The following is a 13,924-nucleotide window of genomic DNA, read 5'->3' as shown; positions in this document are numbered from 1 at the left end:
ACGCGGCGCATGCATCGGCAACGGCACGAGCAAACGCAGCTCCGAACTCGTCCGTTGGTAGAATCGCGTCTTACGAACAGGCCAGAGATCGTGCATTGTCGATTAGTGATCCGATCAAGAGAGAGGAAGCCCTGAATGAGGCGAAAGACCAACTGGAAACAGCGTTCAACCGCACAATTTCTGAGAAGGAATTCCAACAAATCGATAACATGCTGGAGAAGTAAATAAGGTTCCGGTTTCCAGGCTCAATCTATACGAATGTAACGACGAGAGCCCCGCCATCAGGCGGGGTTGTTCATTATAGAGCGGTGCAAGCAGTGATGTGTTTCAAGAAATTGCGGAGCTTAAAGTGGCAGATGTCGAACGCAGCGTTGACGTAATGATCGCAACTGCGGATCGAACCGGGATCCCGTGTCGGCTCGAGCTCTACAATCGGGGCAGATTAAGCCCGCACAATGACAGCATCCGCAATCTACCGGCACTAAAAGTGATGACTGACAAGCGCCGCACCGAGCCCCACAAGGATCGTTCCGCACGTCTTTGGCACCAGCCAACCGGTCCTGTTACTGCTAAAACGCCCGAAGGTGATCGACGCAATGGCCACGGCCGCGACATCGGCTAGTGAGAAGATCAAATTCACTATCAGGCCCAGGACAAGAAACTGCATCCAGATTGGAATTTCGGCCGCCGGCTGCACAAATTGCGGCAGAAATGTCAGGAAAAATATAGCCGTCTTGGGGTTGAGAATTTCAACGACAACACTATCCCGAAATGACTTCAACGCTGGACGATCGGACTGATCGCTCGATTTCCTCCAGTCAAAGAGTATTGCGAGACCCAACCAGACTAGATAGGCGGCACCGATAAATTGAAGGCTCGTGTAGACCATCGGCGCGTGCTCCAGCAGCGAGGCGAGGCCGACCGTGGCCGCCACAATATGCACATAACAGCCAAGGTGAATGCCGAGAGCAGCCATCAGGCCGGCATTGCGACCGTACGCCAGGGTTTGTGCTGTCATGTAGAGTATTGCAGGCCCGGGTATGCATGCAAACGTCAGCGTTGCTACAGCAAATTGTACCCACAAGTCCTGCGACAACATGATGGTTCCTCCCCTGGTCTCATTGCAGGGAGGATTAAACTTCGCTGACACAAAGTGACATACGGCAGGTGTCGTATTTAAACCAGATTCTGTATCCGGTTCCCGGCAGTTCGGCTTTCAGAACGTCCCCTCGCCGGGGGACCTCGCAATTGCTCGCGACGGATTCACACCGGGTATTTATCCGTGCGCAGCTTTTCCTGAACCGAAGTGCATTTCCCCGTTTCCAACCGACCAGTTTTCTTTCGGTGCCTCGTAGATATTGATAAAGACATCCTCAGGACGAACGCCAGGGCTTTCCGAAAGCAACACTACCATTCGTCGGAATAAACTGGCCTTATGGTCGGTGGTTCGTGTATCGAACAACGTAATTGATATATAAAGCAAATCGCTGGTTCGCTGGACGTCGAATGCGCTTCCAAAGCAGAAATTCTCCGGCTCGTGCTCAGTAATCGTCATAAACTTATCGCCCTCCGGCACACGAAGCACATCCCGCAGAGACTGATAGAGGCTGTCAAGGATGGCCTTGCGATAAGCAGCTGGCTTTCCGACCTGCATCGAAACTTGCAGGATTGGCATGGTACTACTCCAGTCGTTTCTCTGCTTTACAGATAGCACGCGTGAATGTATTTCATAATGCAATGTAATTGATATCAGAAATAACAGATTGAAATGGCTGAGGCAGCTCTGAACCTCGATGCGGTACGCGCATTCGTTTACATTGTCGATCTTGGAAGCTTTACCCGGGCGGCAGAGTTTCTTGGCACAACGCAATCGGCCATGAGCCTGAAGCTAAAGCGCCTGGAAACTGCCATTGGCTGCAACCTTGTCACCCGAACTCCCCGATATCTGAAACTCACGCCAAAGGGAGCGGCATTTCTCATTCGCGCGCGCGAACTCCTCGAAGCGCATGACAAGGCCATTGCGACTGTTACAGAGCAGAGACGACGTATTGCTATCGGGATCAGTGACCACGTGGCCGGCCCCGAACTACCCGCACTGATTTCACGTATGAAAGCTCACGATCCTGCCCTTTTGATCGAAATACGAATTGGGACATCCGACGAGCTGCTGCGAAATTTCGACCGTCGCGAACTCGACACAGTTATTGTGCGATTTCATTCCGGTCGCACCGACGGCGAGACAATAGCTGAAGAGAAGTTCGGCTGGTTCGCGGCCAATGGCTGGCAGCATCAACCTGGGGAACAGCTCCCCCTGGTGACGATGCCCGAGCCGTGCGGGGTGCGGAGCCTGGCTTGCCGTCTTCTTGAGGACGCCGGGATAGCATGGACGGAAGTCTTCGTTGGCGGTGGCGTGACTGCAGTCTCCGCCGCAGTGATGGCCAGGCTCGGCGTTGCAGCATTGGCAAAACGGATGCTGCCCGCAGGTGTTGTCAACGTAGGATCGCAACTGGAATTGCCGGACTTGCCGTATCTGCCGGTCGTACTGCACACGCGAGAAACGGACGACAGGGCGCGCGCTGCACTCAAGACGTTGTCGATCGCGTTCAATGACACGCCCAAGCGATAGATTGCAGGGAAGACGAAATTTCTTTGTACGGGATCGGTTACTGTCGGCTCGGTTTCGATAGTGATGTGTCTCAATCGATTTCCCCGAAGCTTTAATGGCTTAGCCAGTCCTCAGCCGCGATAATTCAAATGAAAGCCGACCGCGTGCCACAGCGCCGTCGACCGCCCCGAAAGCGGATTACATAGTCAATGGAGCGAACTGGAACGCCAACGTTCTGACCGTTCTACGTTTTGTCGGTCTGATCGCGAGCTTTCCCGGGCATATTTGACGTCCCTGCTCCTAATCTCGCGAACCGGCGTACCCGGTCCGCGAGCTGACGTAACCGCACGAACGGCAATACCCCGGTCGACCATCATCCCGACGATGGCTTTGCCCGCACAAACCTCTGTTCGTGACCTCAGCGTAGTTCAGGCAGTATATAACTATCGCGATGCAATTCGGGCGAGACAATCAGTGGCGATAGATTCCGGTATGGATGACACCATCCACACCGCACCATGCGCGATACATTCCCGGGCTGTTGAAGGGCAGGCAGATATTGCCCTTTGCATCCACGGCCACAAGCCCGCCTGAACCGCCGATTTCACCCAGTTCGGTCACGACACCACCTGCCGCATTCTGCAAGTCCTGTCCTGCCCAGCGCATACGTGCATCGATCTCGTGTCCAACAGCCCAACGAATGAAATATTCTCCATGTCCGGTTGCCGAAATGGCCGCAGTGGTATCGTCAGCCCAGGTTCCGGCGCCAATAACGGGACTATCACCGACGCGACCGGGCGTCTTTGCCGTCATGCCGCCTGTGGAGGTTGCTGCCGCGAGGTGACCGAACCGATCGAGCGCCACCGCCCCGACAGTTCCATGCTTGCGAGCAGGATCGCCGTCATCCGGAAGCCCCTCTTTACGGCGCTTCATTTCAGCCTTGAGGGCATTGAGCCGATGTTCGGTACTGAACCATTCCGGAGTTTGTAATTCAAGACCGGCATTTTCACAGAAGCGTTTGGCGCCATCACCGGCCAGAAATACATGCTCGGTCGTTTCCATCACCGCGCGCGCGGCAAGTATCGGGTGGCGTGGACTGCGGTGCGTAGCGGTCTGGGTATCGCCCAGCGCTATCGGTGGACGGAAGAAGACGCCATCATCAACGGCAGCCTCATTGAGATCTTGCCCGAATACGAACCTTCGCCTGTTCAGTTCTTCGTCTACTATCCATCCCGACAACAGCAGCCGGCAAAACTGACTGCTTTTCTCAAGCAGTTTTGCGAACAAAAACCGCGGTCATCGCAAGGACGCGGATAACACTAAACGCCGCCATAAAGGCAGTTCAGTTCGTTCGAGTGTTATCACGCAATATTTTGTCGATTAGGTCAAAGCGAAATCCACGGAACAGTTGACGCGTTGAGAAAGTGCGGACATGGAAAATCCGCCGGACGGAGAAAAGTCGGTTCCTTCGAAGTCGTCCACAAGAGGCGTATTCCAGGATTCCATTGCCACCGCCGATGATGTGGGGATGAACAGGAGCGCAGGTCAACTGACGACACGGTTGATTTCGAAAGCGGCTCCAGTATGTCAGCCCACTTTACCCTGCACCGGTCGATTGACGAGAACAGAATACAAAATCGATAATTATCCCCAAGACTGTCCGAATGGTGAACAATGTCCGAGGTATTCAAACACGTCACCTGAAAACGGATAGCTTAACCGCTCGACGCAAGTATTCATTCAGAGTACCAAATTTTTCCCAGTGGGACCTGATACGTTGGTTGCCCTATTGCCGCTTCGCGCGGAAAAAACGTTGGCTCCCTTCCCTGAACCCCTAGCACTTAAAAACAACTTTCGACCTGCCGGGAAAAGCCTCAGTCGACGTTGAGCGCTATGGTTGATTGGCCACCGTCCTTTGCTGGCCTGCACCAGCACCCAAAATATCCGTTCCACGCAAATACGAAATCCAGTCCAGACTGTTATATAATCCAAAAATACTGATTCTATTCAATCAATCTGGCTGATCGACATGAAACAAATATTTGCCACACTGGTAATTATAGCAGCAGTTGCCGTGGGGCTACTCCTTCTTCTGCCCGCTCTGATTTCGACAGACTGGGCAAGATCCGAGCTGGGGCGGAAACTGTCGACTGCAAGTGACATGGATGTTCGGCTGGAAGGTCCGGTAAGACTTTCCTTTCTTCCAAACCTGTCCGTCGTTGCCAAAGACATCGCGATCTCATCTGATAACGGCGACATTTCTGTCAGGGTTCCTGTTTTCTCCACTTCGATCACGCTTTCATCATTGTGGTCGGACAAGCTGGAGATTCAGTCCATCTCGATGGCAGATCCGGCCATCCGGCTTGCTCCCTCGTCCGCATCCACCCAGAAAAATGATGCAGGGCCGGACGATGGAATAAAGAAGAATGACCCTTTTGCCTCGCTTGTCGATACGCTTGAGCGGTTGGCAGTCAATCACATCAGTATTGAAAACGGCAGCCTCACCCTGCTCGATGCGGCAGGCGTCGCGAGTAAGGTAGAAGCTATTGATATGGATCTTGGCGTACCTGACCTCGACAGGGAGGTTTCGTTCTCCATGGCAGCTACGCAAGACAAGCGCCGCGTTCAATTGGACGGTACGCTGTCGGCGTTAAGGCCGATCCTTCAACGCAAGCCGGCAGAACTGGTACTGCAAGCGCAAACGGATCCGGCACCGTCACCAATGCTTGCATCCGTCAAAGCCGAAGGCGAAATCAGCCTGAATGAAAACGGCAGCTATCAGGTCAGGGGAGGACGGTTTGATCTTGGCGGTCAGGCCTTTACAATGGACGCGCTGTTCCAGCCCGGCGAACGCCATCATTTCCAATTGGATCTGGCTGCGGACAAGGTAGATATCGGTACGATATCTGGAAGCGGTTCTGCCGACACCAGTCCGGAAAAACCGGTTGCCGGCCAGAGCGAACCGAGCCTTGTGTTTCTTTCGACAGTCGATGCCCAGGTCAGCGTCACAATAGGCGAGCTATCCAGTGGCATGTTGGCAGCATCCGATTTACAGTTCTCGGCTTCCCTGAAGAATGGAAAACTGGATGCACAACTGAAACGCATGCGTATTGATGCGGGAAGTATCAGCGCTTCTGTTATGACCAACGTGGCTGACGCATTACCTACGGTACATGGCCAGGTCACGAGTGCAGGACTCGACATTGATGCATTGGCCAAACTCGCGGGTCAAACCATCCCGATGTCAGGAAAAGTGACCATAGACACGGCTTTTGCCTTTCGCGGGTTGACTGCCAGCCGGATGATGCAAAGCGTCAATGCGCGTGGAACGGTAGGCATTCGAGGGGGCAGAATTCCGCTGGCGGCACTCACGGCCAGGGAGGCCGACAAGATTGGCGATGTTACGAACCTGAGCCTTGACGCTACAATTCAGGACGTCACCAAGCCGGTCAGCATTGCGGGAAAAATGACATGGCAGGGGGAGGCTGTCGGCTTCAAAACACAGATTTCGCCCGTTGACTTCCTGTCTGCTCCGTCAATCGGCAATGCTTCCGGACCGGTGGTCCTTTCAGTCACTTCGAAACACCTGAACGCAAGCGTGAATGGAAATATCGGAACCACCGGCACGTTCCGGGGCAACACTTCCGTTACCTCACCATCGCTTGATAAACTCATGCGCTGGATCGGTCAGCCAGGATCGGCAGGCTTGCGTGATTTTGCCTTCGACGGATTCGTTGATGGCAGTTCAAAAGGCGTTGCTTTCACGAAAGCAAAGGTTGGTCTCAACGGCATCAAGGCATCAGGTGAAGGATCGCTAAAATTCGGTTCGCCGCTCAGTATCCGTACTGCGCTCATCTTCGATAAACTTGATTTCGCAGCGTTCTCAGGCCAAAGCAGCGGTGCAACTGCAAAAGCAGGTGCTCCTGCCAAACAAGTCGATGCTCCAATCGATCTCTCGTTTTTGAAAGACCTCGACGTCAGGATCGACGTTGCGGCGGATAAAATCGGTTATGGGAAAGTATTTGCCGGTCCAGTAAAGACCTCACTTGTCATTGCAGGTAGCAAAGCTGAATTGACCATTCCCCAAAGCCCGTTTTATGCCGGAACCATCAGCGCTGATATGACCGCCGATGGTTCCGGCAAGACAGCAGCTGTAAAGTTAGCCGCGTCAGTCGCCGGGGCGACCGCAGCCTCGTTGCTGAATGATGCGGCCGGTTTCAATCGTCTGGAGGGCAAGCTTGCAACAAGCCTCGCAATAACGGGGACGGGCAGTACCACAAAAACACTTCGTCGGTCGCTTACCGGCACGGCCTCCATGAAATTCAGCAACGGCGCGGTACGCGGTATCAATATCGCAGAAGTATATAACAATCTGGTCGGTCTGCTGGCGGGCGGATTCAAATCAGATGAAAACAAGAAGACGACCTTCACTGAGCTTGGCGCTACCTTCAACATCGACAAGGGCATTGCGGCGACCAGCGACATCAGTCTGCTTAGCCCTCTGGTGCGAATGGATGGTGCCGGAACAATAGACCTCGCAGAGCAGACACTGGCCATCAATCTCAACCCCAGGGTCGTCGCCTCTCTTTCCGGTCAAGGTGGAGATATTGCAACAAAGGGCATCGGTGTACCGGTCATCATCGACGGCACGCTATCGGCACCGCGTATTTATCCCGATTTAAGCAAACTGATGCAGGATCCGAAAGGAGCTATTGAGATGCTGGGTCGCCTGGGGTTGCCGACCAGAAAGCTGGGCCTCGACAAACTTCTTCCAGGCGAGACGCCAACGGATGAAACACGCGATAGGGTTCGTGACAAAATCGGAGATTTGATCAACGGTTCCGGTAAAGCACCTGCGCTTGGAGATCTAATTAACGGCGCTCTTTCAGGACGCCAACCAGGCCAGCCTGCGGCAACCCCGCAGCAGGAAACAACCGGTTCAGGTCAAAATGAGATCGATACAACACCATCGACCGGTCCTGCGAAGGGAGAAATCGGAGAGCTTCTCAACCAGATCCTGCGTTAACTGTGTCAGTTATAGATGCTCTACAGGCGTCTTGACTGCAGTAGAGACGTAAGGAGAAAGTCGTAGACAAAAAGGTACCTGAAATTATCCGCGTCACCCTTCACTTGACCCGACTGGTCAGACACAGCGAAGCAAGCCCGATAGCAGGGTAAGGATCCGCGCGAATGGTGCTACTAGAGCAGCAGCCAGACAATTTGCTTTTGTCGATTGGTTAACACTGCCACGTCTACTACTCCCCCAAAGATAATGAACTGCAGACGCACCGGTAACAAAGGCAGCCCAGCTTCTCATGCGTCAGAAGGTTTCGAGGTCTCACGCTTCGCCCACGGCCCGGGTCCAAGTCCATTCATCGTAATACCAGAAAACGCCGGTTCACATAAAGTACGGCATTTGTCGTAGTGCAAATCCAGAAAGAATACCTCAATGCTCTGATAGCGCGCTTCATTCTGAGCATATTCGGATTTTCTCTCGTACGAACCATAGAATTGATCTGAAGAGCTCTTGCTTTCGCGGAGGAACATTAATGACTCACCAGTTTCCTGAAGTCCACCGACGGACCGGCGGCATTGATATTCACGACTATCGCCCAGCCATAAATGCGTCTGGTGATAAGGTAGTGTTTGAGCGAACCTTCAAGGGACGTCCCACAGAGCTTTATATCATTGAAGACCTTGCCTCTCCTGTCGCCAGACTGTTTCTGCCTGCATCCACGGGCCCGGTTAACCAAACCCGACCGGACTGGTGCTGGACCTCAGGGAACATCGCTTACAATGGTAGCAGTTCTGAGAAACCAGAGCTGGAGGTCTGGATAGCGGATGACGGGGGCAACACCTGTATTGTTCCGGGTATAGTTCGCGCGGCCTATCCCACATGGATAGGCGGTGATGGCCAACTGGTAGTTATGAATGCGGATACAAATGCATCGCCGACACCCCGCAACTCCATCTTTGATCAGAGCGGATCAACAATCCAGGAAAACGTTAACGGGATAGTTTGCACCGGCAGACAACTCTACGGCGGCATGCCAGCCGCTTGCCCGTTGTCTGATATTCTTATAGCTTTTGCCGGTCAACCGAACATCAGGGGTTGGAACGGCTCTGCCGTAGCGACTTATAATCAGAACGCCAACTATATCTTTATTAACGAAATGGACGAGAACGGGATTTTTACCAGCAGACGCGACCATTGATCAGTTTGATCCGTTGCATCAAGGGCGCGCACCAGCGTGCTCCCCGGACGGCAGAACAATTGCCTTCGAAACAAACCGTAGCGGCAATGGTTATGCAATTTAACTTTATGATTTTATAAGTGGCAATATCACTCAGGTCACTGATCCTGCGTCCAATGCCCAACATGCCAGGTTCTCTCCCGACGGCGACAACCTGATCCTTAGTTTGAATTACAACGGGACGTCGATCATAGCCTGGATCAACATCCATGAAGCACGAAGAAAATTAACTGGTGCAACCTGAATGTGCGCAGAAACAAGGCATCCTCCGAGCTGGCAAGTTCCAGAACAGCTCGCCACAGATCTGATGCAGTTCTTCGATGAAGCCGACTGACATCGGGAACCTTTTTGCGAGGTTCATTGAAATTTTGCTTCGGTGTATGTTAACTTAACCTGATCGCAGTCCTGTTTACCGATATTCTGTTCTGGTTCAAACTCGTCTTTGACTATGCGAGCCCTTATGGCTGACTGCCCCGGTGTAGGTTGCAGCAACGAACGGAAGGACGAGCTGTTTCCGCATGGAGGTGGTTTTTCCTGCCATCTGAGACATTCCGCACAACGGAACCGCGCGCGCGCCAGACACCGATCATCAGCGGACCAGGGCCGATCCGGCTCGCTTCATCATTCCAACCGAATGAAGCCGGTACTTAACTCCCCCCGGTATTTCACAGATCCGTAGTGCACGCCTGCATATAGCACGTGCCTTAAGACGCAGAGAAGCACCTTGTGACAGTGGGCGGTGTTTCTCCCAGAATGACTGGCTAAATGCTCGAATGGTGGCCAGCTTCCTGCCAATCCAGGAAACGGCTCGTCTGTCCTATCCCCGGATTGAAAGCATTGGTAGGGTCCAGATCCCTATAGAACTGCTTAAGGCTATCGTCGGCCTCGTAGAGATGCCCGACATTATGTTCTGCAGGATATTTCGCTCCGCGCTCCTCCAGCAGCGCGAGGATTGCCTTTTTCAGGGCCTCGCAGTCCTCACCCTTCTTGACCAGATATTCCTGATGCAAAACATGACAGAAGAAGTGCCCGCAATACATTGTGACATCGATCTTTTTTTCGATTTCAGCAGGCAGGCTCTCGAACCAGTCGAGCGTATTGCGTGGCAGGGCGATATCCAGGGCTACAATATCCTCGACAGTCTTCGCATGAACCGCGCGATATCGGACCACCGAGCCGCCAACCGCAAACCGATTGAGAAAAGCGGCGTTGCCTTCCTCACCCGTGCACTCAAAGTAATCTCCATGCGTTGAGGGAAAGCGTGCGGCGAGATAGCAGCGTGCTTCGTCTACCCCGTCATCGCCCATTTTCAGAAGCAGGTGATGCTCGTAACCGTCCCGAAAATTGTTAAGTCTGGCGGGCAAATGATCGGGCAACAATCCGGTTACGAACTGCAAGAGACGATCGCTGATCGCACCGCCGAGGCGAAACTTTTCGGTTAATCCGTCAAAGCGGCTTTTGAGACTGAAAGCGAATGGAATTTTGTCTGTGCCAAAAGCCTGGAGGAACAGGAAGAGGTCCTTGCCGTAGCGTCGCGAGAGATCGTAGGCTGATCGATGCATATATTCGCCCGCGATGGGAAGATACTCGAATGTTGATAGCATATCGCGGCGTATGCTTTCCAGTTCGCTCGGATCGTTGGAACCTATATAGAAAACCTGTGTCTTGTTATCGGCCGGAAACGTGTCGATCCGCAGTGCGAACACAACAATTTTGCCCGCCGATCCGGATGCTTCATAAAGCCGACGGGGATCGGCATTAAATCGCGCGGGTGTGGCTGCTGAAATATCGCGTACATGATTGCAATATTCGTGATCCGAGGCACAAAGATTCGACGACTGGTCGATATTGGCGGCTGGAATCTCGCCTTTATCCAGTCTGCCCAATATTTCCTCGGCCGTGTTCCCCAGATCGATACCCAGATGATTGACGAGCTTCAATTCTCCTTTGGCATCAATGCGAGCGAACAGTGCAAGTTGTGTATAGGCCGGTCCGCGTCTTATCAGCGATCCGCCGGAATTATTGCATATTCCGCCCGTGACCGAAGCGCCGATACAGCTTGAGCCGATTACCGAGTGCGGTTCTCTTCCGATGGGACGCAATGTCTTTTCAAGCTGATCAAGGGTGACGCCGGGTTGCGAAACGACTTGTTCTCCTTCGGCGATCAGATCGAGACGGCGCAGGCGCAGCGTATTGATGATGACAACTTTCCGGTCGTAGCCTTCAGGCACCGGCGTGGAACCGCCGGTCAGTCCTGTATTTGCTGCCTGACAGATAATGATCGTGCCGGCCTGGTGGCATGCTTCTAGTACACGCCACATCTCCAGAAGCGTGCCCGGACGCGCGACGGCAAGAACCTGTCCTCCGCCATAACGGTAACCCTGTCTGAAGCGACGGGTTTGCGTATCGCCGGTCAGGACATGACGGCGGCCGACGAAATGGCGAAGCTGTTCAACGAGATCAGGCATGATTATTGAATTCCCACAGGCGGTAACCAGGTCCAATCAAGCGAAATAACGTACCCTGATTGCATCAATGGCGACGGCAATGAAGATCATGAAACCGCCAATCATGCCGACATAGAAGGACGGAATATTGATGATCGCCAGCCCGACCTGAATTACAGTGAGGAGCAACACACCTCCAAGAATGCCGACCACATTTCCACGCCCTCCGAAAACGCTGACGCCGCCGATGATTGGTGCGGCGATTGCATAGAGAAGATAGCTGGAGCCCTGGTTGGATGTGATTGCCATCTGCCATGACGCCAGCAGGAAGCCTGCCACACCTGCGAGGAAACCGGAAAGCGTATAGGCAATAATCTTGATACGGTCTACGCGAATGCCCGCGGAATTCGACGCTTGCGGGTTGCCGCCGACCGCGTAGATGGAACGCCCGAGAATAGTCATGCGCAACAGGACACCGATCGCGATCAAGGCGACGACGAAAATCAACGGCATAACTGGCCATCCGGCAACCGATGCCTGACCGATCCAGACATATCCGTCGGACAGATTGGTCAAGGTCTTGCCTTGCGTCAGTGCCAGGAGAGCGCCTTGCAGGATGATCATCATCGAAAGCGTCTGGATGAGCGAGACCATTCGCAATTTGGTGATGCAAAGACCGTTGAAGAAACCGATGAGAGTTGCGACAGCGATACCCGCCAGCATGGCTGGAAACCAGGGCAATCCGAGATTGGAATAGGCAAGCGCGCCGATTGCGGACGAAAATCCGAGATTGGCCGGGATCGACAGATCAATCTCAGCCACAAGCAGCGGCAGGGCGACAGCGAGGCCGAGCATTCCCAGAACCGTCGCCTGGACCATGATGTTTTGCATGTTCATCACGGTAAGGAAAAACTCATTGAACAGCCCGAAACCGAGGACCAGCGCCACCAGCCAGATCCACACCACATTGTGCAAAATCCAGCCGACAATATTATGTGTCGCTTTTTCGTTAGGCTTGACCTCTTTAGGTGCGGTGGCCGTCATGACATTGCTCATTTCACTTATTCCTTTACCGATGTTGTGCTCACGCCTGTGAAAGGCGGCGCAGATTGTCGGTGGTAATGTCGTCACCGGTCACGATCTCCTCGATCGAGCCATGACGGAATACGCAGACACGGTCGACTGCGCGCACCAGCTCGTCCGTATCGGTCGAGACAATAATAACGCTGACGCCCTTGTTGCTGAGTTCATCGATGATGCGCAAAACGTCCTGTTTGACGCCGACATCAATACCGCGTGTCGGCTCGTCGAGGATAAGAAGCCGTGGCTGTGTTGCAAGAACACGACCGAGACATACTTTCTGCTGGTTACCACCACTCAACGTATCGACGGCTGCGGCAGCGCTTCGCGCCTTGATACCCATGCTGGAGAAATATCCGTCGCACAGACGCGCTTCCTCGTCGCGTTTGACAAAACCGAGGACCGCACGCCTATCGAGTGATGAAAGAGCGATATTTTCAGCGATCGACAAATGGCCGACGACGCCATCCTTGCGCCGATCGTCGGACAAATAGGCGACACCCTTGCTGAAAGCTGCCTTTGGATGCTGCGGGAGACTTTCCCGTGGTCCACCGGCAAAGCTGATCGCTCCAGCCGACGCCCGGTTAAGGCCGAAGATCGCGCGCGCGAGTTCTTTTGCGCCGGCGCTTGGCAGGCCGGTAAAGCCGACGATTTCGCCTGGCCGGATATCAAGCTCATCCAGATCGACATGATGCGCCACAACACCTCGCAGGCTTATTGCAGGGGTTTGAGAACCGAACGTTTTGCGCTCGCGCTGAAACAGGTCGAGTCCGCGCCCGAGCACCAGTTCAGACAATTGCTCGGACGTCATCGCCTCTACGTCCTGACTGCCGCCGGCGAGAAAACCGTCGCGCAGTACCGAAACCGCATCGCAGATTTCGAGAATCTCGTCATTATAATGCGAGATGAAAATGAAGGTGACACCTTCGCCCTTCAACTGACGCATGAAATCAAACAGTTGCCGGCGGTCGGGAACGGTCAGGGCGGCAGTCGGTTCATCGAGAATGATGACCTTACCGCCGGAGAACATGGCGCGCAGGATATTGAGCTTGCGTCTCGCAACGGCGTTGAGCCTGCCGGCATTGACGGCTGGATCAATTCCGGAATCTTTCAGCATCCGTGCAGCGTCCGCCTTCAGTTTCTTCCAGCGCACGAAACCGCCTCGCGAAGGCCAGATGCCCAGCATCAGATTTTCAGAGGCGGAGATGTGATCGATGATCATCGGCTCCTGTGTGACCAGAAAGACGCCGGCTTCTTCCATGGCCTTGACGTCTGCGCCCTGCACCGGTTCGCTATTGAGATAGATTGTTCCGCTGCTGGGCGTACGCTGCCCGGAGATGATGCCAACTAGCGTGCTTTTGCCGGCACCGTTTTCGCCGAGCAGTCCGTGGATAGTGCCGCGGCGAATATCGAGGCTGACGGAGTGCAGGGCCGTAAAGGTTCCATATCGTTTGGTAACGTTGTCGACGCGCAAGGCAATGCTGCTTTCGCCAGCATCCTTGTCGCGCCCATTTGTCTGGATATTTTTCATGATACTC

9 protein-coding genes are annotated in these 13,924 nt (G+C 53.8%); 3 read left to right on the top strand and 6 right to left on the bottom strand.

Going from position 1 to position 13,924, the window contains the following annotated elements:
• Positions 1 to 481 precede the first annotated feature (481 nt).
• Both AAE521_RS07055 and AAE521_RS07050 read right to left on the bottom strand, forming a co-directional pair.
• The gene (locus AAE521_RS07055) at positions 482 to 1,099 is read right to left on the bottom strand and encodes a LysE family translocator (protein ID WP_342060857.1); all 618 of its coding nucleotides are present in this window, start codon (positions 1,097 to 1,099) and stop codon (positions 482 to 484) included.
• A gap of 177 nt (positions 1,100 to 1,276) precedes the next feature.
• Entirely contained in the window at positions 1,277 to 1,675 is a 399-nt protein-coding gene (locus AAE521_RS07050) for a tautomerase family protein (RefSeq protein WP_342060856.1), read from the bottom strand.
• A 93-nt stretch (positions 1,676 to 1,768) separates the two neighbouring features.
• Here AAE521_RS07050 and AAE521_RS07045 point away from each other — a divergent pair, with 93 nt between their 5' ends.
• Positions 1,769 to 2,626: a LysR substrate-binding domain-containing protein gene (locus AAE521_RS07045; RefSeq protein ID WP_342060855.1), complete on the top strand. Its 858-nt coding sequence runs from the start codon at positions 1,769 to 1,771 to the stop codon at positions 2,624 to 2,626.
• Positions 2,627 to 3,076: 450 nt separating this feature from the next.
• Here AAE521_RS07045 and AAE521_RS07040 read toward each other — a convergent pair whose 3' ends face one another.
• Positions 3,077 to 3,844, bottom strand: a complete 768-nt coding sequence (locus AAE521_RS07040; RefSeq protein ID WP_342060854.1) for an isoaspartyl peptidase/L-asparaginase family protein — start codon at positions 3,842 to 3,844, stop codon at positions 3,077 to 3,079.
• Between the two features lie 790 nt (positions 3,845 to 4,634).
• Between AAE521_RS07040 and AAE521_RS07035 the strand changes: the two genes are divergently transcribed.
• Positions 4,635 to 7,631, top strand: coding sequence for an AsmA family protein (locus AAE521_RS07035; protein ID WP_342060853.1), 2,997 nt, complete (start codon positions 4,635 to 4,637; stop codon positions 7,629 to 7,631).
• Positions 7,632 to 8,154: 523 nt separating this feature from the next.
• Entirely contained in the window at positions 8,155 to 8,820 is a 666-nt protein-coding gene (locus AAE521_RS07030; protein WP_342060852.1) for a hypothetical protein, read from the top strand.
• Between the two features lie 800 nt (positions 8,821 to 9,620).
• On the opposite strand, the gene dld is transcribed toward AAE521_RS07030, so the two are convergent.
• From dld to AAE521_RS07015, 3 genes are read right to left on the bottom strand one after another with little or no spacing between them, the layout of a single operon-like run.
• Positions 9,621 to 11,327, bottom strand: coding sequence for a D-lactate dehydrogenase (gene dld, locus AAE521_RS07025; RefSeq protein ID WP_342060851.1), 1,707 nt, complete (start codon positions 11,325 to 11,327; stop codon positions 9,621 to 9,623).
• Positions 11,328 to 11,363: 36 nt separating this feature from the next.
• Positions 11,364 to 12,362: an ABC transporter permease gene (locus tag AAE521_RS07020; RefSeq protein WP_342060850.1), complete on the bottom strand. Its 999-nt coding sequence runs from the start codon at positions 12,360 to 12,362 to the stop codon at positions 11,364 to 11,366.
• A gap of 28 nt (positions 12,363 to 12,390) precedes the next feature.
• A complete protein-coding gene (locus tag AAE521_RS07015) occupies positions 12,391 to 13,917 on the bottom strand; it encodes a sugar ABC transporter ATP-binding protein (protein WP_342060849.1) in 1,527 nt (508 codons plus the stop codon).
• Positions 13,918 to 13,924 lie beyond the last annotated feature (7 nt).

This window comes from Brucella cytisi, assembly GCF_038433355.1.
Lineage (GTDB): Bacteria > Pseudomonadota > Alphaproteobacteria > Rhizobiales > Rhizobiaceae > Brucella > Brucella cytisi.
Note: the sequence above shows the minus strand (reverse complement) of the source record. Positions and strands in the feature narration are given on the sequence as shown.

What these genes read in the sequence shown, in the direction of transcription:
- AAE521_RS07055 (WP_342060857.1), bottom strand. Translation starts at nt 1,099, where the DNA reads ATGTTGTCGCAGGACTTGTGGGTACAATTTGCTGTAGCAACGCTGACG.
- AAE521_RS07050 (WP_342060856.1), bottom strand. Translation starts at nt 1,675, where the DNA reads ATGCCAATCCTGCAAGTTTCGATGCAGGTCGGAAAGCCAGCTGCTTAT.
- AAE521_RS07045 (WP_342060855.1), top strand. Translation starts at nt 1,769, where the DNA reads ATGGCTGAGGCAGCTCTGAACCTCGATGCGGTACGCGCATTCGTTTAC.
- AAE521_RS07035 (WP_342060853.1), top strand. Translation starts at nt 4,635, where the DNA reads ATGAAACAAATATTTGCCACACTGGTAATTATAGCAGCAGTTGCCGTG.
- AAE521_RS07030 (WP_342060852.1), top strand. Translation starts at nt 8,155, where the DNA reads ATGACTCACCAGTTTCCTGAAGTCCACCGACGGACCGGCGGCATTGAT.
- dld (WP_342060851.1), bottom strand. Translation starts at nt 11,327, where the DNA reads ATGCCTGATCTCGTTGAACAGCTTCGCCATTTCGTCGGCCGCCGTCAT.
- AAE521_RS07020 (WP_342060850.1), bottom strand. Translation starts at nt 12,362, where the DNA reads ATGAGCAATGTCATGACGGCCACCGCACCTAAAGAGGTCAAGCCTAAC.
- AAE521_RS07015 (WP_342060849.1), bottom strand. Translation starts at nt 13,917, where the DNA reads ATGAAAAATATCCAGACAAATGGGCGCGACAAGGATGCTGGCGAAAGC.